Genomic DNA, 23,991 nt, shown 5'->3' on the forward strand with positions numbered 1-23,991 from the left:
CAGATTCATAAGCTGCAAGAACAAGTTCTTGTTCAAGAGTAAATAATTTATTTATAACATTTATAGAATAGGAAAAATCATCGATTGTTGTTATTTTTGTTTGCAAAATCTTCATGATAGAGCGGAACAATTCTTGATAAGCAGCAGTATACCATTTTCGATGTAAACCAATTTGTACATGCCTTTTGGCAATCCTAACACGCTGTTCAATAAAATCTTCATGCATATTGCCGCTGAATAATTCTTTAATATGTGTTTTTAAAGTTTGTTTTAGTTTTGGAATAGAGCTGTAACGTTCAATAATAGTAATTAAATTAGGTTGTTTTGTAATGTTGGCATAGAATTTTTCAGTAATCCAATCAATTTCTGCATAAATAAAAGGCTGTAGTACTTTTACAACTTGTAAATCTTCTTTTGAAATATGTAGCATATCCATTTGAATTTTTAATTCAGAATTAGTAGGGACATTAAAAGTTATTTGTTGGTCCTTACTTAATTCGATTATACTGGCATTTGTTTTATTAATATTTTTTTTGAAAACCCCAAGCATCATTCTTCCCCCTGTATATAAAACGTTTTCAATTTTAAAACTAATATAGAGTAATTATATATGCTTATATATAATTACTCTATATTAGTTCGTTGAATAGTATATAAATTAAGAGAATTCTATCTAGAATTCTCTTAATGGCCTTTATTAATTTTAGCATGTGTTTTAAAGAAAACAGGGAAATGAACATTATATATTACAGTGACGACACGAATAATGAATGTTACTAATAAACAAACATAGAAAGCTAACACGTGCGCCCCCATAGCGTGTGTGATTAGGAAGCTAATTGCTCCTAAGATAGAAGCGATTGCGTAAATCTCTTTTCGGAATACGTAAGGGATATCTTGAGCACAAATGTCACGCAAAATACCGCCTCCAATACCTGTAATGACTCCCATTGAAACAACTAGAAATGAGGCGTCAACATGATGTGACATTGCCGCATTTGCACCAATAGCTGTAAAAACACCTAAGCCAACAGCATCAGAAAGCATAATAACGACTTGAAGTTTATTGATGCGCTCAAAAAACATACAAGTAAATAATGCTGATAATACACTTACGAAAAAGTAAATGGGTTTTACAAATGCGACAGGGGGCAGGTTACCAATCATGATATCACGAATAATACCGCCGCCGAGCGCAGTAGCTACAGCTAAACAAAGGACACCAAATAAATCTAAATCTTTTTTTAAACCAACTAATGTACCAGAAATGGCAGCGGCGATAATGCCAAGAAACGTAAATATATCGATTAATAACATGGCCTTAATCCCTTCCTCTTAAAGATGTTCCAGAGAAAAAATATACACTAAAGTATTGGAAATAACAATTACTTTTCGCTACATGTAGAAAAACAGATAAAATTCATAAAGAAAGCGTTTGAAAATGTTTGGAAAATAGCCATAAAGTAATTTGAAAAAGATATGAAAAGATTAATTTTACATTTTTTGATGTTGTTTATTTGGTAAAACATTACAATTATAGGTAGGTTATTTATATTTGTATAAAATGATAAAAAAATATTTATATACTGACAAAAATAAGGGGATGGTTGTTAGATAGATTTTATAAAAATAGGGGAGTATAGCTAAAGGACGATAATTTCTATTAGTGATTAATACTTGTCCTGGCTAGTTTTAGCTGGAAAAATAGTTCTCGATTTGAATATGAGTTATGTTATAATTGCTAGGTGTGTTTGAATGATAAAAAATTATGATTAAAAGATAATGTTAAGATTTTGTATGGAGGTCTTGGAATGTTAGCAAATCAAGCTAGGGTTAGATTTGAGCATTTTTTGCTCTTTTTTATTATTTTACAGCCTGTTTTAGATTTATTAACGTCTCTTAGCATCACTTTATTAAAGTCAAATGCTACCGTTGGAATTTTAGTAAGATTCCTTATTATGGCTGTTGGTGGTATTTACATTTTAATTCAGGCAAAAGAGAAGGAAAATAGAAAGTTTTTAATTTATCTTATATTGTTAGCCGGAGTTTTAGGGATAGGATTTATTAATAACAAACTAGTTAAGGATCCTATTGTACTTAGTGAAGAGGTTAAATTCGTTGCGAAAGCATTATATATATATATCATGCTGGGATCATACATTTTAGCTTTAAAATCATTGAAAAAGACAGTTAATATTAGTGATAAGGTTCGAAATAGTATTGTATATTCTACATTAATCATTAACGCAATTATGGTTATTTCTATTTCAACATCTACTGACTTTGGTAGTTATGAATGGATGAAGGTTGGTTCTCGAGGTTGGTTCTATGCAGGGAATGAACTAGGTTCAATCTTAGCTATTATTTTCCCTATTGTAGTACTATATTCTATTCAAAAAACAAAGAGTTGGAAACACATTCTATATTGGATTCCATCACTTTTAATGATTTATTCGCTAATTCAAGTTGGTACAAAAGTAGGAATGGGCTCAATTGGTGCTACGCTAGCGGCAGCAATCGGGATTATTTTACTACAATTATTATTTGATAGAAAAAATCCGAACAAAAAATCCCTTGCACTTAATGCAGTAATTGCTATTGTCCTATTAGCTGGTGTAGTCGGAACGTTTAAACAAACGCCATTAGCACAAAATATGGGTATTCACAATAATTATTTATCAGAGCAAAATGTGGCACAGCAAGGTCAAAAAGAAAAAGAAATTAAAGAGAAGCTGAAAAAAGAGCAAGAACTTAAAGCAAAAGAAGAAAATCATCATAAAGTTGAAAAGCCAGAAGAAAAGGCGAAGATAGAAGAGGAAGTTAAGAAAGAGCTTGAGAAAGAGCAAAAGAAAGAAAATCAAGAAAATCTTATTTTCAGTGGACGTCAAGTATATGAAGAAAGACATAAGCAGTTCTTTAAAGAAGCGCCAATGTCACAAAAGTTATTAGGAATGGGTTATGCAGGTAACTTTAAATACAATGAACAAAAGCAGCCAGATCCAAAACTAATTGAAATGGACTTCCATGATTGGTTTTATGATTTCGGGATTATTGGCTTTGTATTACTAATGATTCCATTTATTTATTACGGGCTAAGAATTCTACTAGCATTTGCTACGAGATTTAAGGACATATTTAATATAAAATATGGAATGATTTCAGCAAGCTTATTGTTAGCGTTAGGTATTGCTTATATTGCAGGACATATTTTAACAGCACCAGGAGTTGGGATTTACTTTGTAGTGGTGTTAGCTTATCTAATAGTAGACCTAGAAATTGAATGATAAAAATAAAAGCTAACTTTTGTTAGCTTTTATTTTTTAGTACAGTAAAATAAAAATAGATGGAAACGTAGCGAGGATTTAAAGGAGGAAAAAATATGAAAATATTGCATATGAATGCAGGAGCAGAAGATGGAGGAGGGAAAACACATATTATTTCACTTCTCGATCAGTTTCCAACTGGTGAAGTAGAATTAGCAGTATTTGAAGATGGAATTGTTGCGAAGGAAGCAAGGGAGTTAGGGATAAAAGTCCATGTGTTTTCACAAAAATCGCGCTATGATTTATCCATTTTAAAGAATATAAGTGAATTTATTAATAAAGAAAAATTTGATGTAGTTCATACACATGGCCCTAGGGCTAATTTCTATGTTTCTTTAATGAAAAAGAGAATAAAGGCAAAATGGGTAACGACTATTCATAGTGATCCATTTCAAGACTTTACTAAACAGGGCTTAAAAGGTTGGATTTTTACGAAATTAAATTTGAAAGCCTTAAAAAATATAGACTTATTTTTCGTTGTAACAAATAGATTGAAAAAAAGCCTGGCAGCATTAGGTATTTCAAATGAAAAGATGCATGTTATTTATAATGGAATTGAATACGATAAGGAAAAAGCAGAAGGCTATAATAAAAAAGAAATGTTCAATATTGATGAAGATGTATTTACGGCAATCCAAGTAGCACGATTACATCCTGTCAAAGGACATGAAGTTTTATTCGATGCGTTACAACAAACAAAATTAGAGAAAATTAAAGTATTATTAGTTGGCGATGGCCCATTAGAAGAAAATCTAAAGTCATTAGCTACTGAAAAAGGGATTAACGATAAAGTAGAGTTTTTAGGACATCGTCAAGATGTAAAACAATTATTTGCGTCGTCACATGTAAATTTATTAACTTCCCATAGTGAAGGGTTCCCACTAGTTTTATTAGAAGCGGCAAATCAACGCGTACCATCAATTGTGACTAGGGCTGGAGAAATTGAACCATTAATCGTAGATGAAACTTACGGATGGATTGTGCCAACAGGTGATGGAAAGGCATTAGCATTAGCTTTAGAAGAAGCGTATGATAAGTGGAAAACTGGAGAGTTAGCAGCAATGGGTAAACATATTTATGAGCATGCTACTATGAACTTCTCACTTCAGAAACTATATGAAGATACAAAGGAAACATATAAGCAATTAATAGCGAAAAACTTGTAATGATAGAGAGGATAGTTAACTATGGCAGTACAAACAGTTGATATTCTAGGCGTTCCTTTTTCTACAATGACAATGGATGAAACGGTCCAATATTTAAAAGAACAACTAGAAGCGGAGCGAACTCATACGTTTCAGGTAGTAACAGCAAACCCTGAAATTGTTATGTGCGCAAAAAAGGATGAAAAGTTCTATCAAACATTATTGAATACAGATTTAATTACACCTGATGGTATTGGGGTTGTAAAGGCAAGCGGGATGCTTGGTACACCTTTAAAAGAACGTGTAGCAGGTTTTGATTTAATGTGTAATTTACTTGCGAAGTTATCAGAAGATAGTAAGCCGGTATCTGTTTTCTTATTAGGTGCAAAGCCGCATGTTGTACAAGCTGCAGCAGATCATTTAACAAAGACATATTCAGCTGTATCAATCGCCGGTATACAAGATGGTTATTTTAAACAAGAAGACGAAGAGAATATTATTTCTCGCATTCAAGAAGCAAAACCAGATTTATTACTTGTTGCACTTGGTTTCCCGAGACAAGAGAACTTTATCCAAAACAATAAGCATCGTTTAGAAACGAAAATGGCTGTTGGAGTAGGTGGAAGTTTAGACGTATGGGCTGGAGAGGTAAAACGTGCACCAAAATGGATTCAAGCGATTCATTTAGAGTGGTTTTATAGATTATGCAGTAATCCAACACGCTGGCGTCGTCAGTTAGTATTAGCGGAATTTTTAAAAGAAGTAATGCGTTCGAAAAAGTAGCGAAATATCGCTGCTTTTTTTATTTGTTCATTTTTAATAAATTGAAACTTTAATCAGTGAGGCATCCCCACAGATTATTAGCTCTCACCAATCGGGATAGACGTTTTACTTTTTGGGAATGATGAAGGAGAATTTTTTACACAAAAGTATTTTACTTATACAATTCACACATGTAAAATGATGTGTAAAGACACCTGTGTGAGGAGGACTTCTAGTGGGCAAGGTTAAAGAAATTTCGAAGCGCAAACTACTAGGTATAGCTGGGCTTGGATGGCTATTTGATGCAATGGATGTTGGAATGCTTTCATTTGTAATGGTAGCCTTGCAAAAGGATTGGGGATTAAGTACGCAAGAAATGGGCTGGATAGGCAGTATTAACTCAATCGGTATGGCAGTAGGAGCGCTTATTTTTGGGATACTATCAGATAAAATAGGGCGAAAATCAGTCTTTATTATTACATTATTATTATTTTCTATCGGTAGTGGTTTAACTGCATTAACAACAACACTTGCGATGTTTCTCGTTTTACGCTTTTTAATTGGTATGGGGCTTGGCGGAGAGCTTCCGGTTGCCTCTACACTAGTATCAGAGAGTGTTGAAGCGCATGAACGTGGGAAAATTGTTGTGTTATTAGAAAGTTTTTGGGCAGGTGGATGGCTAATTGCAGCTCTTATCTCGTATTTTATTATTCCTAAATATGGTTGGGAAGTTGCGATGGTATTGAGTGCAGTTCCAGCATTATATGCTTTATATTTAAGATGGAATTTACCGGATTCCCCAAGGTTCCAAAAAGTTGAAAAAAGGCCATCTGTTATTGAAAATATAAAATCAGTTTGGTCTGGGGAATATCGTAAAGCAACAATTATGCTATGGATTCTATGGTTTTGTGTTGTTTTTTCCTATTATGGAATGTTCCTTTGGTTACCGAGTGTAATGGTGCTAAAAGGATTTAGTTTAATAAAAAGTTTCCAATACGTACTTATTATGACATTAGCTCAACTTCCAGGATATTTCACAGCTGCTTGGTTTATTGAACGTCTCGGTCGTAAATTTGTTTTGGTTACGTATTTAATCGGGACAGCTTGCAGTGCTTATTTGTTTGGGGTTGCGGATTCATTAACAGTATTAATCGTGGCAGGTATGTTACTATCCTTCTTTAACTTAGGTGCTTGGGGAGCATTATACGCCTATACACCTGAGCAGTATCCAACGGTTATTCGTGGTACAGGTGCAGGAATGGCAGCGGCATTTGGTCGTATTGGTGGTATTCTTGGGCCACTATTAGTGGGATATTTAGTTGCCTCAGAAGCTTCACTATCATTAATATTTACGATTTTTTGTGGATCAATTTTAATTGGTGTATTCGCTGTAATAATACTTGGACAGGAAACGAAGCAACGAGAATTAGTATAAAGTGAAAATTTAAACGTATCCCTGACCGTTTATTATCCTACACTACTCGGATCTTTATAGGCAGTTAGTGCGGGATAAAAGGGGAGAGGAAACCGAAGTGGTTTCCTTTTTTCTGTTTTTTTAGATAAATAATGGTATAGTAAGAAAAAGGGATTATTTCTTATAAAAGCGAATGTATACAACAGGACATATGGACAAAGAATTAGGTGGTTGAAGAAATGAAAATTTTACTGATTATGGAAGAGGCAGAAGAGAGAAGAGAGTTAGCTGAAAATTTCACTGAAAATATGAGAAATGTAGAATGTTTTGAAGCAAAGACAGGAACAGAATCTTTATTTATGATGAAAAAACATATACCAGACTTTGTTTTTTTAAGTTCCAAATTACTAGATGGTACTGGTTTTGAATATGCAAGTTTATTACGAGAAATAAATTGCTATACAAAATTTATTTTTGTAGGTGAAAACATAGAAGAATCTATTACAGCTTTTCGTTTCCAAGCATTTTATTATTTATTGCGACCATTTCGTGAAGAAGATTTACAATTTCTTTTATATAAAATAGGTAAAGAACAAGGTGAGAAAGCAAAGAGTTATTTGCGGAAACTACCGATAGAAAGTCAAGAGGGTATACGATATATTCTCCCAGAAGATATTGTATATGTAAGTAAAAATAAAGAAAATAAAACTGTTTCAATTTACACAACGAATAATCAGTATATTTCAACATATACACTTCAGGAATTAGAAAATAAGCTAAATGCATATGATTTTTTACGTGTACATAAAAGCTATTTAATTAATATGTCATATGTAAAAGAACTGAAACCTTATTATAATGGCACGTATAATTTGTATTTAGATAGGTATGATGAGCAACCGATTCCAGTCAGTCGTAATTATGTAAAACGCCTTCGAAATAACATTGAATTATAGTAGGTAATGAGAGTATTTTAACATGATAAACTGAAAATCCTTCATGATAGGGAGGATTCAAGTTAAATATTCAGAAAATTTAGTACAATCTCCACTAAGAAATAGTATTGGGGGAATTGTATGTGAAGACATTGAAATCGATCTTACTTTGGGGCATTATTACAGCAGTAGGAGCAGGTGCTTTTGGGGTAGTAGCTTTATCACAAGGTGAAACCATTAATGCTGTATGGCTCTTAGTAGCTGCCGTATGTGTATATGCAGTTGCTTATCGCTTTTATAGTAGATTTATAGCGAGAAAGGTTTTTAATTTAGATGATAATCGGCAAACACCAGCCCATACATTAAACGATGGGAAAGACTATGTTCCAACAAATAAGTGGGTATTGTTTGGACATCACTTTGCAGCGATTGCTGGGGCGGGACCTTTAGTAGGACCGATTTTAGCAGCACAAATGGGATATTTACCAGGAACCATTTGGATTATTGTTGGGGTAGTTGTTGCGGGGGCTGTCCAAGATTTTGTCATTTTATTTGCTTCGATGAGACGTAATGGTAAATCGTTAGGAGAAATGATTAAGGATGAGATTGGACCTGTTACAGGACTAATTGCAATGATAGGTATTTTAGGAATTATGATTATTTTATTAGCAGTATTAGCGTTAGTCGTAGTAAAGGCACTAATCGGAAGTCCTTGGGGAATGTTTACGATAGCAGCAACGATTCCTATCGCTATTCTAATGGGAGTTTATATGCGCTATATTAGGCCTGGTCGTGTTGGAGAAGGATCAGTAATTGGTATTATCCTACTTATTTTATCTCTTGTTGGAGGACAGTATGTAGCAGAAAATCCAACACTTGCAAGTATGTTCACATTTAGTGGTGAAACAATTGCTATTATGCTTATTGTATATGGATTTATCGCATCGGCATTACCAGTTTGGATGCTTTTAGCACCACGTGATTATTTAAGTACATTTTTAAAAGTCGGAACAATTGTAGGGTTAGCAATCGGTATCTTAATTGTAGCACCAGATTTACAAATGCCAGCAGTTTCGAAATTTATTGATGGAACTGGTCCTGTGTTTTCTGGAAACTTATTCCCGTTCTTATTTATTACTATTGCTTGTGGTGCAGTGTCTGGATTCCATGCTCTCGTTTCATCAGGTACGACGCCGAAGATGATCGAGCAAGAGGGACACGCACAGCCAATCGGTTATGGAGCAATGTTAATGGAGTCGTTTGTAGCAGCGATGGCGATGATTGCGGCTTGTGTATTAACACCGGGAACGTATTTTGCAATTAATAGCCCCGCAGCACTTATCGGTACAGATGTTTCGCAGGCAGCCCAAGTTATTTCCTCATGGGGATTTGCTATTACACCAAATGAACTAAAAGATCTCGCTGTAAATGTTGGAGAGCAAACAATTTTATCACGTACAGGTGGTGCGCCAACATTAGCGATAGGTATGGCATATATTTTCTCACAAGTAATAGGTGGAACGGCCATGATGGCATTTTGGTATCATTTTGCGATTCTCTTTGAAGCTCTATTCATTTTAACAACAATTGATGCCGGAACGCGTGTCGGCCGATTTATGATTCAAGATATTTTAGGGCATGTATATAAGCCATTTGGGAAAACGGATTCTACATTAGCGAATGTAATCGCTACAACATTATGTGTATTAGGGTGGGGATATTTCTTATACCAAGGGGTAATAGATCCGCTCGGTGGAATTAATACATTATGGCCACTTTTCGGTATTGCAAATCAAATGCTAGCAGGTATTGCATTATTACTTGGAACGACAATTTTGTTCAAAATGGGAAAAAAGGCGTACGTTTGGGTAACACTTATTCCAACTGTCGGGTTGCTGATTGTAACGATGACGGCGGGATATCAAAAGCTATTTCATGAAAATCCTAAAATTGGATTTCTATCGCATGCAAAGGTATTTCAGGGAGCATTAGATGAGGGAAAAGTGTTAGCGCCAGCAAAAAATGTTGCTCAAATGAAGCAAATTATTTTCAATGATTATATCGATGCAGCGCTTTGCGGAATTTTTATGATAGTTGTAATCGCTGTGTTAATTTCAGCACTTCGAATTTGGATCCAAGTATTAAGAAATAAGCCAATGCCGTTAAAAGAGGCACCATATATTCCTAGAGATGAAAGTGAGTCGAGGAACTATGCTTAAAAAGTTGTGGCAAGTATGGGGTGAAAGAAAACGCTTTATTAGTTTGCTCGTTGGGGTACCAAGTTATGAAGTATATGTGGAGCATATGAAAAAGCATCATCCTGAAGAAGAGGTTGTATGTCAAAAGCAATTTTTTGCTGAGGCACAAGAAGCAAGATTTAATGCAAAGGGTGGAAAAATATCACGCTGTTGTTAATGAAAAAGGGCGAGTTTTCGCCCTTTTTATTTTTTTGCTGTTTCACGTGGAACAGCAAAAATAAACAAAATATTTGGGAATTAAAGGTATTTCGTATACAATAAGGTGAGGAAGGGGATAGATGGAAAAGTAGGGAGATTATTTTATGTTAAGGGACTTATTTGTAAATACAACAATTATTCTTTCCTTTATTTTTATTGGAGGTCAGCTTTTAAGGGATAAGCCGTTAAAAGAAGGATTCTCTTTTGGGCAGAAATGTGTAGTAGGCATTTTTACTGGGATACTAGGTATAGTATTAATGTATTTCAGTGTTCGTGTTGGTACCATTCTATTGGATTTACGCTACTTAGCTGTTATTCTAGCTGTTATTATTGGAGGACCGATAGCGAGTACCATAACAATTGGTATGATTTTAGTAACTAGGCTGTTGTTTATGGATTATTCATTAGCTTCTCAAGTGGCTTTTTATACAATCATTGCGATAGGAATAGGGAGTATCTTTATTTCGCGCATGAAGCTTTCTTTAGGGGGAAAGTGGGTATGGTTACACACATATATTTTATCTATTCTAATCCCAGCGTTATATATATGGTTAATTAAAGAGATCCACATAGTGGGATTATATTTAATTTCTAGTATTATTACAGGTTACATAACATTCATAAGTGCAAATTATGTTTTACAATCCAATGAGTTATTTCAAAAGATGAAACAATACGCAACGATAGATGCATTGACAGGTTTAGGAAACGTAAGACAGTTTGATTTAGAGATGAATCGTCATATTAGTAATAAGAACATGAAAAATGATTCGTTTTGTTTACTACTTATAGATATTGACCACTTTAAGTATGTAAATGATACGTACGGGCATCCTGCAGGGGACGAAGTGCTAAAACAAGTAGGATGTATTTTACGAGAAACTTCACAATTTCCAGATTTGGCTTTTCGAAAGGGTGGAGAGGAGTTTGCGCTTTTGATACCGAATAAGGGATTAGCTTACGGAATTCTTACGGGCGAGCAAATTCGTACAGCTGTTGAAAGTCACTCATTTCAATTGTTAGATGAAACGAAAATAAAAATTACAGTTTCGGTGGGGGTTTCAGAATATGAAGGATCACCGGAGCAATTTATTCAAGCGGCAGATGATGCGTTATACTACTCGAAACGAAATGGTAGAAATAAGGTCAGCTCTGTATCTTAAAGATAAGATGACCAGAAGACATAAAGCTTATAAAAAACACTCACAGAGGCAATGTATGAACTTTGTGAGTGTTTTTTATTTATATATTAGACAAGTTCTTTTGATACAACAAATTTACGATATGCACCATGGTGAGTTGGACCTACGTATTCGTTAATTTTGAATGAGTAACGAATAGCAGCTGTGATGAATTCTTTAGCAGTTTTTACTGCTTCTTTCACAGGTTTTCCTTTTGCAAGTTCTGCTGTAATTGCAGCAGAATATGTGCAACCTGCGCCGTGTGTATTTGTCGTATCAATTTTTTCTGATTCTAGAAGGTCGAATGTTTCTCCATCATATAGGACGTCGATTGCAGTTTCCGTACCAAGTTTGCTACCGCCTTTAATTAGGACGTATTTCGCACCTAAAGCATGGATCTTTTTCGCTGCTTCTTTCATGTCTTCAAGAGAATTAATCTTTACGCCACTTAATTGGTAAGCTTCAAATAAGTTTGGTGTTACAACTAATGCCTTTGGAACAAGAACGTCACGTAAGCAATCATTCGTTTCAGGATGTAATGCTTCATCAGCACCTTTACATACCATAACAGGGTCAACTACTACATTTTTGAAATTGTGCTTTTCGATTGTTTCTGCAACCATTTCAATAATTTCTACTGATCCAAGCATACCTGTTTTTAAAGCGTCTACGCCAACACCTTCAATTGTTGTTTCTAATTGTGGTTTTAATGTAGAAGCTGGGATTGGAAATACGTTATGTGCCCAACCGTTATGTGGATCCATCGTTACGATTGTTGTAAGAGATGTCATTCCGTATACGCCCAGTTCTTGGAATGTTTTTAAATCTGCTTGTATACCAGCACCGCCACTTGTGTCAGAACCAGCGATAGTAAGTGCTTTATTTAATGTCATTATGAAAGCCCCCTCGAGTGATATAATGAAAACTATGTTCTCACCATTATATCAATGTTACGAATAAGTACAAAGTGAAAAGTAGATGATTTATTTTTAAGAGCTATTTAAAATCTTGTATGCAGGAGACTGAGTATGTTTCGAGATAATCGTACAAATGAATTAGTTATATTAAAGGAAATTGCAGAAACATTAAATACATCAAATGATACATATCATGTATTGCAAGCTGTCCTAGAGAAATTACTAAGTGTAACAGGTTTAACGACAGGATGGATTTTTCTTGCGGATGAAAATGGGAAGTATACGAAGTTAATTGATTATCAATTACCAGAGGCACTTACATATGAAAATAAACGCCCGATGTGCGAAGGTGAATGTTGGTGTTTACGAGGTTTTGTAGATGGAAAATTAGAGAGAGCCGTTAATATTATTGAATGTAAAAGAATTAATAATGCAATTGAATATAATTGGGGGGATACGGAGGGCATTCTTCATCATGCTACGGTTCCTTTAAAAGCTGGGGGAGAAAAATTTGGGTTGTTAAATGTTGCAAGTCCGGGTAAAACACATTTTTCAGAAGAAGAATTAGTATTACTCCAATCGGTTGCCTTCCAAATTGGTACGGCTTTAAAGCGAACAAAATTATATGAAAATGAAAAGAGAAGAGCACATTATTATGTGAAATTAGAGCGTTTCATTCAAGATTTAAAAACGATTCATAAGTTTAATGTACTACCTGAAAAAGTGGTAAATCACGTAGGTGAAGTATTTCAATGGAATCAAGTAGCGCTTTTTATTAGGGAGGAAAAAGAATTATCTCTGCGAGCGTCTTACGTTCAGGAAGAGTTAAAAGAGGATATAAAAGAGGCGGCCAAGAGGGCGTTAGAACAAGATGAACCAGTTCTAATAAAACATCAAATAGGACATAATGTACATCTAAATCGAGCTGTTATTGCTACACCAATACATATTCAAAACCATATATTTGGTGTTTTATGTGTTAGCCTGAATAATGGAGAGTTTGATGCTAATACAATAGACGTAATTCAAGCATTATCGAACCATGTTTCGTTAATAATAGAGAATTTGAGGTTAAACGAGCAGCGCCGTGAACTTGTGCGAATGGAAGAAAGAAATCGGTTAGCAAGAGATTTACATGATTCTGTTTCGCAAAAATTATTTTCATTAACCTTCATGACAAAAGGCGCCGAGGCAGTTTTAAAAGGTAAAAATGAAAAGGTAGATCAATCTTTGCATGAGATGCGTGAACTTGCGCAAGGAGCTTTGAAAGAAATGAGGACATTAATTTGGCAGCTTCGTCCGGCGGGATTAGAAAAAGGATTATTGCCAGCTCTAAAGCAGTACGGTGAAAATTTGGGACTGAAAATTAGGGAGCAAGTTACGGGTGTTCGTGATTTACCTCGTGTAGTAGAAGAAGCTTTGTGGCGCATAGGCCAAGAAGCACTGAACAATGTAAGTAAGCATGCAGGTATAAAAGAAGCGACGATTTATTTTACAGTGAATGAGAAAAATGTATCATTAGAAATAGTTGATCAAGGAAAGGGATTTGTGGAAAAGAATATAAAAGAAAAGAAATCACTAGGTATGACTACGATGCGTGAAAGAGTAGAATTAGTTGGTGGAACAATTAAAATTGTAAGTAGTAATAAACGAACGAGCGTAAAAGTAAATGTACCATTATGATGTGAAAATGAGGGAAGTTTGTGAAAATAAAAGTATTGTTAGTTGATGATCATACAGTCGTTTTAAAAGGATTAGCATTTTTCTTAAGTACACAGGAAGATTTAGAGTTAGTTGGAGAAGCGAATAATGGGAAAGAAGCGTTAGTGAAAGTAGGAGAAACAACTCCCGATGTTATATTAATGGATTTATACATGCCTGAAATGGATGGTGTTGAGGCGACGGCATATATTAAAAAAGAGTATCCAAATGTGAAAGTAATTGTATTAACTAGCTTTTCTGATCAGGCGCATGTGTTACCTGCATTAAGGGCTGGAGCAAGTGGGTATATTTTAAAAGATGTAGAACCAGATCAGCTTGTTGAGGCTATTCGAAGCGCATATAAAGGTAATATTCAATTACATCCGGATATAGCAAATGCTCTTCTCTCTCAAACATTACCTGTAGAAGAAAAGGAAGAAGAACCTTCTATTCAAGTGGATGTGCTAACAGCGAGAGAAAATGAAGTATTGCAGCTATTAGCGAAAGGGATGAGCAATAAGGAAGTTGCATCTGTTTTAGTTATTACAGAAAAGACGGTTAAGGCGCATGTAAGTAGCATTTTGAGTAAGTTGAATTTATCTGATCGTACGCAAGCGGCATTATATGCAGTGAAAAATGGAATTGTATAAGACGAAAGTCGTAAGACCAAGTTCGCCTTTGGAAGGTGGACTTTTTTTATGGAAAAATACGTCTATGTGAGGACGAAATTGTCATTATATAAAGATAAAATATGTTTGTAAGCAACAAAACAACAATTACAAGGGATACCTTTTTTGAAAGCATATAACAACATAAGAGTGAGTACTAGGAGGAATAAATAATGGCAACAGTTTTATTCGTTAAAGCAAATAACCGTCCAGCGGAACAAGCAGTTAGTGTAAAATTATATGAGGCATTTTTAGCAAACTATAAAGAAGCACACCCAAATGATACAGTAGTAGAACTTGATTTATATAAAGAAGAATTACCATATGTAGGCGTAGATATGATTAATGGTACATTCAAGGTAGGTAAAGGATTTGATTTAACAGAAGAAGAGGCAAAAGCAGTAGCAGTTGCTGATAAGTATTTAAATCAATTCCTAGAAGCTGATAAAGTTGTTTTCGGCTTCCCATTATGGAACTTAACGATTCCAGCAGTATTGCACACATATATTGATTATTTAAACCGTGCTGGTAAAACGTTCAAATATACGCCAGAGGGTCCAGTTGGCCTAATCGGAGATAAGAAGATTGCATTATTAAATGCAAGAGGCGGCGTATATTCAGAAGGTCCAGCAGCTGAGGTAGAAATGGCTGTTAAATATGTAGCAAGTATGATGGGCTTCTTCGGCGCAACAAACATGGAAACAGTAGTTATTGAAGGGCATAACCAATTCCCAGATAAAGCAGAAGAAATCATTGCTGCAGGTCTTGAAGAAGCAGCTAAAGTAGCAAGTAAATTTTAATTAAAAGTATAATCGTCACTCGAAAAAACAGCATTAACATGTAAACGTTAATGCTGTTTTTTTATATTTTTAGTTCATCAGCAAGTTTTTCTAATGTATTTCGATCTTGTATATAATATGTTCGGCCTTCTTTTCTTAAATAATTTTGTTGGCAAAACTGATTTAATACATATAAAAGATGACGGTAGCTGACATTTAAATATTCCGAGGCCTCGGTATGCTTTTCTATATAACAATTATTTTGCTCTGTTAATAAAATAAAAGCAGCTAATCGATTTTCAAAAGGATAACTATAGTTTTTTGCGTGATTTTCAGTGCGAGTAATTGTCTTTTCTCCAATAAATTTACATAAGTGCTGTAAAAACGTTGCATCTTGTAATAAAAGTTGCTGACAATCTTTAAGAGGAAGTGCCAAACACACACAATCTTCTAGTACTTCAACGGACTTAGTAATATTTTCTACTCCTATTAATCCTAATTCCCCGATAAAAGATGGTGCTTGAATAAAATTAATTAATGAAACCTTCCCGTTTTTATGACTCATATATATTTTTGCTTTCCCAGAAATTAAGTAATAGAGATAAGGGAGAGCATTTCCTTCGCTACATATCATCTCTTTCGTTTGAAAAGAATGCAGCTCTACATATGGCAAGACATGAAATGAAAATAGGGTATGGAATTGATGGATTTGCATGTATTGATAAATTTCTTCCTCATTTTTGCTGATTTTCATATTTTCACCCCCATGTATAGTATGAGATATCTCCTATTATCTTTACAAGAAGGAATGATACGATTTATGTAAATTTGTTTTTGTAGAAAAGAGAGTGTGATGAATTTATGAAAAAATATAAAACATTGTTATTTGATGTAGATGATACATTACTAGATTTCCAAAAGGCTGAAAAAGTGGCTTTACGGGTGCTTTTTGAAGAGAAGGGAATCCCTTTAACAGACGAGATAGAGGCTCGTTATAAAAAAATAAATAAAGGTCTTTGGGATGCTTTTGAAAAAGGAGAACTATCACGCAATGAAGTTGTAAATACAAGATTTTCTCTGTTGTTTAAAGAGTATGGAGAAGAAGTAGATGGAATATTATTCGAAAATAATTACCGTAACTACTTAGAAGAAGGAAATCAACTCATGCAAGGTGCGTTTGAATTTATAAATCAAATTCAAGGGGAGTATGAGTTGTATATAGTGACAAATGGTGTTTCTAAGACGCAAGATAAACGTTTGCGTAATGCAGGGTTACATTCATTGTTTAAAGATGTTTTTGTTTCGGAAGATACAGGTTTTCAAAAGCCGATGAAAGAGTATTTTGATTATGTTTTTGAACGGATTCCTAACTTTGCACCTGAAGAAGGGCTGATTATTGGAGATTCATTAAGCGCGGATATTAAAGGTGGATATGTAGCGGGAATTGATACTTGTTGGTTTAATCCAGAAAGGAAATTAAATGATAGTGGGATTATACCGACATATGAAGGGCATAATTTTGAGGAGTTAGAAGCGTTATTAAAGCAGCATGTGTAATAAAAAAATAGGCAGTGGAGCTTTCATCCCCACTGCCTATTTTTATTAATTTTTATTTTCGTTATGTTTTGGGAGCGGAAAGGCATTCCCGATAGCAGCTGCACCAAGCATGGGCAATAGTAAATTAAGCGGGAAAAACATAAGTAATAGTAATGTTATAGCTATTGGCTTTCGTAACGCATAGCTTGAAATTGCTGTCGTTACGATGGCAACAGATGCTACTGGATCTATAGGAAGAATAGATGCTACAGCGTATCCGATACTTGACCCGGAAAATATAATTGGGAAGATATGTCCACCTCGCCACCCTGTGTTCAAACAAACGGCAGTAATGCACAACTTTAAAATCCCTGAAAGAAGTAGTATCCAAAAAGATAAATGGCTCCATTCAACAACTAATTCTTTTAATTGATGTTCACCTGAAAATAATGTGTACGGAAGAAAAGTTCCCGCAATTCCTAATAAAATACCACCGATAATTCCGAGTGTCAGTTTGTATTCCCTAAAAGGGTGAATTAACTTCTCTAATGTGAATTCTAACTTGAAATAAAAGAAACCAACTATAGCACCGATACTAGCAAGTGGAAGAAATGCGATCCATTCATTGAAAGAAAGTGCACCTTCCCCGAAATCAACAATAAAGGATCCACGATTATCGAGTTTACTCAGTAGTAAATAAACAGAAAAACCTGCGAAAGTAGTAGCTAAGTATACAATCGCCTTTTTTCCTTTAGAAAAAGCAGCAATTTGTTCCCCCTCATTTTCATTTGGTGCTAAATAACCGAATAATGGTGCGTTAAAAATGATACTTAAAGTAGCTCCAATTCCGATCTCGGTTAGCTCATTCATACTCTTTAAGGCAAATTTAAAGCGATCCCCTACCCATGTGCACAGTCCGCCTATAATTCCAACTAGTGCGGCTTCTGGACCAAGACTAGCACCGAAAATTAAAACAATAATCGCTGTTAAAGTAGCCTGATGGACAAAGCGATATTCGATTCGACCAGTTTTTTTATATTCAGCCATCACTTCAGGCATAAGGCGTGGGTATGTACCGAAATGTTTTTGTGATAGACCAACAAGGACCCCGCCAATTATTGTTACGCAAAGGGTGTAATAAGAGGGAAAAGAGAGAACTTCAGGCAAGTATCCCCAAATAAAGTGGATTCCAATATTTATTGTGACTAAAAATAACCAGACTGTAGCTCCTACTATAGATCCTAGAAGAATGCCATATAGAGCAAGTATGTACTGCATATCTTTTTTATTTGTCATGTTATACCTCCGTTATGTAAATCTTAGTAGGTAAAAAAGTGAAATATACTAGTGAAAAATGGATTGAATATATATAGTATCTTTTTGAGAAGATGGCCTATTCAACATATAGGCTAACTTTAGGGGAATTTGAATTTATAGGTTAAATTACTTATTTAATTTTATAGACTGATTTGAGGTTTTTAAAGGTCTTTTTTGAAATAGACTAGAATATATTTCTTTTGTTGCTTTATATGAAACTGTTAACATTTATTTTAGAACATTCAGAAAAACCGTTTGACATTAGGAAATTATTGCTATAAAATCAACGGTAATTGCATAGTCTTATCAAGAAAAGGTGGAGGGACAGGCCCGATGAAACCTTGGCAACAGCCGTATAACGGAATTGTGCCAAATCCTGCAGGTAGTAATCCTGAGAGATAAGAAAGAGCCTTTAGAGCGTGTTTTCAAACTGCTCCTTTCTTGTTTTCAGGAAAGGGGCAGTTTTTTATTTTGTATAAAAGAAAGGAGAATGAGAGATGGGAGAATCATGGGGAAAAGGAACAATTTGTGTGCAAGGTGGCTATACGCCAAAAAATGGTGAACCACGTGTTTTACCACTTTATCAAAGTACAACATATAAATACGATACTTCAGATGATTTAGCAGCCCTATTTAACTTAGAGGCAGAAGGATATATTTATACACGTATTGGAAACCCTACTCTAGCCGCATTTGAGCAGAAGTTATCAGATTTAGAAGGCGGTGTAGGAGCTGTTGCAACGGCTTCTGGGCAAGCAGCTATTATGCTCGCAGTTTTAAATATTTGTAGTAGTGGGGATCATTTACTTTGTTCTTCAACGGTTTACGGGGGAACGTTTAATTTATTTGGAGTGAGTTTGCGTAAACTGGGCATTGATGTTACGTTCTTTAATCCAAATTTAACGGCAGATGAAATTACGGCGCTTGCTAATGACAAGACGAAACTTATCTATGCAGAATCGTTAGGAAATCCAGCGATGAATGTTTTAAATTTTAAAGAATTTTCAGCTGCTGCTAAAGAATTAGAGGTACCTTTTATCGTTGATAATACATTAGCAACTCCTTATTTATGCCAGGCGTTTGAACATGGGGCAAATATTATTGTTCATTCTACGACGAAGTATATCGATGGGCATGCGAGCTCCTTAGGCGGTATTGTAATTGACGGTGGAAACTTTGATTGGACAAATGGAAAGTATCCTGAACTTGTTGAACCAGATCCAAGTTATCACGGTGTAAGTTACGTTCAAAACTTTGGTGCAGCAGCGTATATTGTGAAAGCACGTGTTCAGCTATTAAGAGATTATGGAAATTGTATGAGCCCATTCAATGCATATATTAGCAATATTGGCTTAGAAACATTGCATTTACGAATGGAACGTCATAGTGAAAATGCTCTTGCAGTTGCTAAGTGGCTTGCTAATCATGAACGTATTGAATGGGTGAATTATCCGGGCTTAGATAGTAATGAAAATTACTCATTGGCACAACAGTACTTGAAAAAAGGTGCTAGTGGTGTTTTAACTTTCGGTATTAAAGGCGGATTAGAAGCAGCAAAAGAATTTATCGCAAATGTAAAACTAGCAACTCTTGTAACACACGTAGCTGATGCACGAACTTGCGTTATACATCCTGCTAGTACGACGCATAGACAATTAAATGCTGAAGATCAGCGTTTAGCTGGTGTTACATCTGATTTAATTCGTTTATCAGTTGGTATAGAAGATGTTTCTGATATTATTGCAGATTTGGAAGCAGCTCTAGTTGGGGGCAAAACACATGCCGATCATAATTGATAAAGATTTACCGGCTCGCAAAGTGTTACAAAAAGAAAATATTTTTGTAATGACGAAGGAGCGAGCGGAAACACAAGATATACGCGCTTTGAAAATTGCTATATTAAATTTAATGCCAACGAAGCAAGACACAGAGGCACAATTACTTCGCTTAATTGGAAACACACCGTTACAATTAGATGTTCATTTGCTTCATATGGAATCACATCTGTCTCGTAATGTAACGCAAGAACATTTAACAAGCTTTTATAAAACGTTTCGTGATATTGAAAATGAAAAGTTTGATGGGCTCATTATTACAGGAGCGCCAGTGGAGACCCTTGCTTTTGAAGAGGTAGATTATTGGGAAGAGCTTAAACATATTATGGAGTATTCAAAAACGAATGTAACATCTACGCTCCATATTTGCTGGGGAGCACAGGCTGGCTTGTACTATCATTATGGTGTTCCAAAGTATCCCCTTAAGGAAAAAATGTTCGGTGTATTTGAACATGAAGTTTGCGAGCAACATGTGAAATTGTTACAAGGATTTGATGAATTGTTTTTTGCTCCGCATTCTCGTCATACAGAAGTACGAGAGAATGATATTAGAGGAGTGAAAGACTTAACATTGTTAGCAAACTCTGAAGAAGCAGGTGTTCACCTTGTTATTGGGCCAGAAGGAAGGCAAGTGTTTGCCCTTGGACATAGCGAATATAGTTGTGAGACGTTAAAACAAGAATACGAACGAGATCGTGACAAGGGATTAAATATTGATGTGCCAAAAAACTATTTTAAACATAATAATCCAGATGAAAAGCCGCTTGTTAGGTGGAGGAGTCATGGTAATTTATTGTTTTCTAATTGGTTGAATTATTACGTGTATCAAGAAACCCCTTATATATTGTAAAGAAGGATTGTGTAACACGTGGCAACGTTTTCCTTGTAAAGATTAACCTTTATTTTTCCGAATGTTCAAAATGCATTGTTTTTCAGATTTTTTACTCATATAATTTCATCTAAACACAATTTTTGAGGGGTGGACAGTACTATGAAAGAAATTCAAGTTGGGTTATTAGGTCTTGGGACAGTTGGCAGTGGTGTGGTTCGTATTATTACGGATCATCAAGAACGACTCATACACCAAGTAGGTTGTCCAGTGAAGGTAACGAAAGTATTAGTGCAAAACATTGAGAAAGAGAGAGAGGTAGAGGTACCTTCTACTCTATTAACACAAGATGCAAATGAAATTTTAGATAATCCAAATATTGATGTTGTCATTGAAGTGATGGGTGGCATTGATGATGCAAAATCATATATTTTACAAGCTTTAAAAAGCGGAAAGCATATTGTAACTGCAAATAAAGACTTAATGGCATTACATGGAGCTGAATTATTAGCGACAGCAAAAGATAATAAGGCTGATTTATTCTATGAGGCGAGTGTGGCAGGGGGAATTCCAATTTTACGCAGTATCGTAGAAGGACTTTCCTCAGATCTTATTACGAAAGTAATGGGAATTGTAAATGGAACGACAAATTTTATTTTGACGAAAATGTCAGACGAAGGGAGAGCATATAACGACGTGTTAAAAGAAGCCCAACAACTTGGATTTGCAGAAGCAGATCCAACATCAGATGTAGAAGGTTTAGATGCAGCAAGAAAAATGACGATTTTAGCTACTCTCGGTTTCTCTACAAATGTAGAGCTTGGAGACGTGAAAGTAAAAGGGATTACCTCTATTACAGAGGAAGATATTGAATATAGTAAGAGCTTAGGTTATACAATTAAATTAATCGGTCTTGCAAAACGAGATGGTGAAAAATTGGAGGTTACAGTTGAACCAACTTTACTTCCAAATACACATCCTCTTGCGGCAGTACAAAATGAATATAACGCTGTGTATGTGTATGGTGAAGCAGTTGGGGAAACGATGTTTTATGGACCAGGCGCAGGAAGTTTACCAACAGCGACAGCTGTTGTTTCGGATTTAGTTGCTGTAATGCAAAATATTAGATTAGGGGTAACAGGAAATAGTGCTGTAGTCCCACAATATCAAAAAGTATTAAAAGAGCCAGACGAAATTGTCGTGAAAAAGTTTTTAAGACTGCATGTAAAAGACGAAATTGGTGTATTTGCAAAAATTACTTCATTGTTCTCTGAGCGCGGAGTTAGCTTTGAGAAAATTATTCAAATGCCGCTTGAAGAGAAAGGAAAGGCTGAAATTGTAATTGTAACGCATCGTGCGTCTCTTGCTGATTATGATTATATTCTACATACGTTGCAAGGGTATGAAGAAATAGATTGTTTGAAAGCGAACTATCGAATTGAAGGGGATGCTAAGTAGTATCCTTACCATAAAACAGAAAGAGCCTATTAAGCAGCTTGCTTAATAGGCTCTTTTCTATTTAAAATCTGCGTACCAACTTGAATAAATGCTTGGATAATCCAGCCTGTTGTAAAGGATAAGATGATTGTTCCAAAATAGATAGGTCCGTCTAATAAAAAGCTTAACGTTAAAAATAAAAAGGCTAATGAAATCTCTGTTCTTCTAAACGTCCATTTTTTCTTCTCAGCAACCGTTAAAACGAAAGCTTCTTGAGGCGCTGTGCAAAGGTTTGTAGAGACGTAAAGACCAATTCCAGCTCCAACGAATAGATTTCCGCAAATAAGTGTTATATATTTTGGAAGAGAGCGGATAGCGTCCATAATAGTTGTAATGGAACCAATCCAATCAACAAAAAGAGAAATAAGAACCATCGTTACAATTGTACCGATTGTAATTTGTTTTTTATTCCAAAAGAGTACGATAAGTGTAAAAGCAAAGTTAATCATGAAAATCCAAAAACCAATACTTATGCCAAAATTTTGATATAGTGCAATAAAGAAGGAATCATAAGGGCTAAGTCCAAAGGAAGTAATTGTCGTCATCATATTAATACCGATGGCAAGAATGAGTAAACCGCCAATGAAAAATATATATTCTAATTTGAATCGAAGCATAGTTGTATATCCTTTCTAAATGTATTTGCTAGGAAAGGATATATTGTGGAAAGCTTACCAGGTCAAGGGAGAATTTTTGTGAGAAGGGGAAAATGAGATGACAAATATAAGAAAGATTGCTGAACTTGCTGGAGTATCTGTTTCAACTGTTTCACGTGTACTAAATAATCATCCGTACGTAAATGAACAGAAACGAAAAGAAATTTTAGCGATTATAGAAGAATTAAATTACACGCAAAATGTGAATGCAATTCATTTAGTGAAAGGAAAAACGAATGTAATTGGCGTTTTATTGCCACACGTAAATGATCAATATTATAGCGCTATTATTGAGGGGATATCAAAAGAGACAGCAAAGAATAATTATAATATGATGCTTTGCCAGACGAATTATAGCGAAGAAAGAGAACTAGAGATTTTAAATATGTTAAAAATGAAAAAGCTTGATGGGGTTATTATTTGTTCTCGGGCAAATAGTAAGGAGAAGCTTGAAGAATATACAAAATTCGGCCCGATTGTTATGTGTGAAGAAATAGATTCAAAATGCATTTCAAGTGTCCATATCGATTACTACAAAGTATTTTCACTTGGGATGAAAAGCTTAATAGATGCTGGTCATACACATATTGGATATTGTATTGGAAGAAGTAATAGTGTTAATAGCCAAAGACGAAAGAAGGCATATGAAGATTCGCTTCAACAGAGTATCGTAACACCGTTAGACACCTGGAAATTTGAGGGTTGTTTTACAGTGGAAGATGGACGCAATGTAATTAGAGAATGGGCTCATATGTCAGTAAAACCGACGGCGTTCCTTGTATCTTGTAACCATATTGCAGCGGGGATGGTTACAGAAGCAAAAAAACAAGGAATTCGTATTCCAGAGGATATTACGATTATCGGGTGTGATGATCAAGAGGTGGCAGATATATTGGGTATAACGACGATTTCGCATTCTAGTAAAAACGTTGGAGTAAAAGCGTTTGAATTATTATATGAAAAGATTAATGAAGAGAAATTAGATGTGAAGCATATAGAGTTATTACCAGAGTTAGTAAATAGAGAAACGACGTAATTGA

General features: G+C 35.0%; 21 protein-coding genes, 1 pseudogene and 1 riboswitch. Of the genes and pseudogenes, 16 read left to right on the top strand and 6 right to left on the bottom strand.

The window, feature by feature from the left end; all coding sequences use genetic code 11:
* Window positions 1-4 precede the first annotated feature (4 nt).
* Window positions 5-553: pseudogene (locus QO049_RS30880) on the bottom strand (protoglobin family protein); the annotation flags it as partial.
* 131 nt (window positions 554-684) lie between these two features.
* A complete protein-coding gene (locus QO049_RS00375; protein ID WP_000924369.1) occupies window positions 685-1,317 on the bottom strand; it encodes a trimeric intracellular cation channel family protein in 633 nt (210 codons plus the stop codon).
* 494 nt (window positions 1,318-1,811) lie between these two features.
* Between QO049_RS00375 and QO049_RS00380 the strand changes: the two genes are divergently transcribed.
* The 8 genes from QO049_RS00380 to QO049_RS00415 all read left to right on the top strand — a co-directional run bounded on the left by QO049_RS00380 (window position 1,812) and on the right by QO049_RS00415 (window position 11,198).
* The gene (locus tag QO049_RS00380; RefSeq protein WP_000880749.1) at window positions 1,812-3,284 is read left to right on the top strand and encodes an O-antigen ligase family protein; all 1,473 of its coding nucleotides are present in this window, start codon (window positions 1,812-1,814) and stop codon (window positions 3,282-3,284) included.
* Between the two features lie 95 nt (window positions 3,285-3,379).
* Complete coding sequence (locus QO049_RS00385) at window positions 3,380-4,489, top strand: glycosyltransferase family 4 protein (protein WP_000697464.1); 1,110 nt, start codon at window positions 3,380-3,382, stop codon at window positions 4,487-4,489.
* Window positions 4,490-4,510: 21 nt separating this feature from the next.
* Window positions 4,511-5,251, top strand: a complete 741-nt coding sequence (locus tag QO049_RS00390; RefSeq protein WP_000290748.1) for a WecB/TagA/CpsF family glycosyltransferase — start codon at window positions 4,511-4,513, stop codon at window positions 5,249-5,251.
* 214 nt (window positions 5,252-5,465) lie between these two features.
* Complete coding sequence (locus QO049_RS00395) at window positions 5,466-6,665, top strand: MFS transporter (protein ID WP_061664268.1); 1,200 nt, start codon at window positions 5,466-5,468, stop codon at window positions 6,663-6,665.
* A gap of 218 nt (window positions 6,666-6,883) precedes the next feature.
* The gene (locus tag QO049_RS00400; RefSeq protein ID WP_000698256.1) at window positions 6,884-7,600 is read left to right on the top strand and encodes a LytR/AlgR family response regulator transcription factor; all 717 of its coding nucleotides are present in this window, start codon (window positions 6,884-6,886) and stop codon (window positions 7,598-7,600) included.
* A gap of 122 nt (window positions 7,601-7,722) precedes the next feature.
* Entirely contained in the window at window positions 7,723-9,798 is a 2,076-nt protein-coding gene (gene cstA, locus QO049_RS00405; RefSeq protein WP_000854295.1) for a carbon starvation protein CstA, read from the top strand.
* Window positions 9,791-9,994, top strand: coding sequence for a YbdD/YjiX family protein (locus QO049_RS00410; RefSeq protein ID WP_000914504.1), 204 nt, complete (start codon window positions 9,791-9,793; stop codon window positions 9,992-9,994). Before cstA ends, QO049_RS00410 begins: the two co-directional genes overlap by 8 nt.
* A 145-nt stretch (window positions 9,995-10,139) precedes the next feature.
* Entirely contained in the window at window positions 10,140-11,198 is a 1,059-nt protein-coding gene (locus QO049_RS00415) for a GGDEF domain-containing protein (RefSeq protein WP_000942901.1), read from the top strand.
* 86 nt (window positions 11,199-11,284) lie between these two features.
* Here QO049_RS00415 and pdxK read toward each other — a convergent pair whose 3' ends face one another.
* Window positions 11,285-12,109, bottom strand: coding sequence for a pyridoxine/pyridoxal/pyridoxamine kinase (gene pdxK / locus QO049_RS00420; RefSeq protein WP_000174252.1), 825 nt, complete (start codon window positions 12,107-12,109; stop codon window positions 11,285-11,287).
* A gap of 135 nt (window positions 12,110-12,244) precedes the next feature.
* Between pdxK and QO049_RS00425 the strand changes: the two genes are divergently transcribed.
* From QO049_RS00425 to QO049_RS00435, 3 genes are all read left to right on the top strand, one after another.
* Window positions 12,245-13,816: a GAF domain-containing sensor histidine kinase gene (locus tag QO049_RS00425; RefSeq protein WP_025966827.1), complete on the top strand. Its 1,572-nt coding sequence runs from the start codon at window positions 12,245-12,247 to the stop codon at window positions 13,814-13,816.
* Window positions 13,817-13,836: 20 nt separating this feature from the next.
* Window positions 13,837-14,484 carry a response regulator gene (locus QO049_RS00430; protein ID WP_000695813.1) on the top strand — a complete coding sequence of 216 codons (648 nt, stop codon included), beginning with the start codon at window positions 13,837-13,839 and terminating at the stop codon, window positions 14,482-14,484.
* 191 nt (window positions 14,485-14,675) lie between these two features.
* Entirely contained in the window at window positions 14,676-15,302 is a 627-nt protein-coding gene (locus QO049_RS00435) for an FMN-dependent NADH-azoreductase (protein WP_000246735.1), read from the top strand.
* Window positions 15,303-15,363: 61 nt separating this feature from the next.
* Here QO049_RS00435 and QO049_RS00440 read toward each other — a convergent pair whose 3' ends face one another.
* Window positions 15,364-16,035 (bottom strand): transcriptional regulator YeiL, encoded by a 672-nt coding sequence (locus tag QO049_RS00440; RefSeq protein WP_246961686.1) that lies wholly within the window; start codon window positions 16,033-16,035, stop codon window positions 15,364-15,366.
* Window positions 16,036-16,142: 107 nt separating this feature from the next.
* On the opposite strand from QO049_RS00440, the gene QO049_RS00445 reads away from it, so the two are divergent.
* Complete coding sequence (locus QO049_RS00445) at window positions 16,143-16,838, top strand: YjjG family noncanonical pyrimidine nucleotidase (RefSeq protein ID WP_246961684.1); 696 nt, start codon at window positions 16,143-16,145, stop codon at window positions 16,836-16,838.
* Between the two features lie 45 nt (window positions 16,839-16,883).
* Here the strand turns inward: QO049_RS00445 and QO049_RS00450 are convergent, their stop codons facing one another.
* Window positions 16,884-18,113 carry a chloride channel protein gene (locus tag QO049_RS00450; RefSeq protein WP_144502152.1) on the bottom strand — a complete coding sequence of 410 codons (1,230 nt, stop codon included), beginning with the start codon at window positions 18,111-18,113 and terminating at the stop codon, window positions 16,884-16,886.
* Between the two features lie 321 nt (window positions 18,114-18,434).
* Window positions 18,435-18,539, top strand: a riboswitch (SAM riboswitch).
* Window positions 18,540-18,631: 92 nt separating this feature from the next.
* Here QO049_RS00450 and QO049_RS00455 point away from each other — a divergent pair.
* From QO049_RS00455 to QO049_RS00465, 3 genes are all read left to right on the top strand, one after another.
* A complete protein-coding gene (locus QO049_RS00455) occupies window positions 18,632-19,930 on the top strand; it encodes a bifunctional O-acetylhomoserine aminocarboxypropyltransferase/cysteine synthase (protein ID WP_000504780.1) in 1,299 nt (432 codons plus the stop codon).
* Window positions 19,914-20,819, top strand: coding sequence for a homoserine O-acetyltransferase MetA (metA, locus tag QO049_RS00460; protein WP_001121538.1), 906 nt, complete (start codon window positions 19,914-19,916; stop codon window positions 20,817-20,819). The genes QO049_RS00455 and metA overlap by 17 nt, the downstream gene beginning before the upstream one ends.
* Window positions 20,820-20,960: 141 nt before the next feature.
* On the top strand, window positions 20,961-22,256 hold the full coding sequence (locus QO049_RS00465) for a homoserine dehydrogenase (protein ID WP_000659107.1): 1,296 nt from the start codon (window positions 20,961-20,963) through the stop codon (window positions 22,254-22,256).
* Between the two features lie 29 nt (window positions 22,257-22,285).
* Here QO049_RS00465 and QO049_RS00470 read toward each other — a convergent pair whose 3' ends face one another.
* Window positions 22,286-22,912: a YczE/YyaS/YitT family protein gene (locus QO049_RS00470; RefSeq protein WP_246961681.1), complete on the bottom strand. Its 627-nt coding sequence runs from the start codon at window positions 22,910-22,912 to the stop codon at window positions 22,286-22,288.
* Window positions 22,913-23,009: 97 nt separating this feature from the next.
* Between QO049_RS00470 and QO049_RS00475 the strand changes: the two genes are divergently transcribed.
* Window positions 23,010-23,987 carry a LacI family DNA-binding transcriptional regulator gene (locus QO049_RS00475; protein WP_000181958.1) on the top strand — a complete coding sequence of 326 codons (978 nt, stop codon included), beginning with the start codon at window positions 23,010-23,012 and terminating at the stop codon, window positions 23,985-23,987.
* Window positions 23,988-23,991: the final 4 nt, after the last annotated feature.

The organism is Bacillus sp. RB3, assembly GCF_030164735.1.
Taxonomy (GTDB): domain Bacteria; phylum Bacillota; class Bacilli; order Bacillales; family Bacillaceae_G; genus Bacillus_A; species Bacillus_A cereus.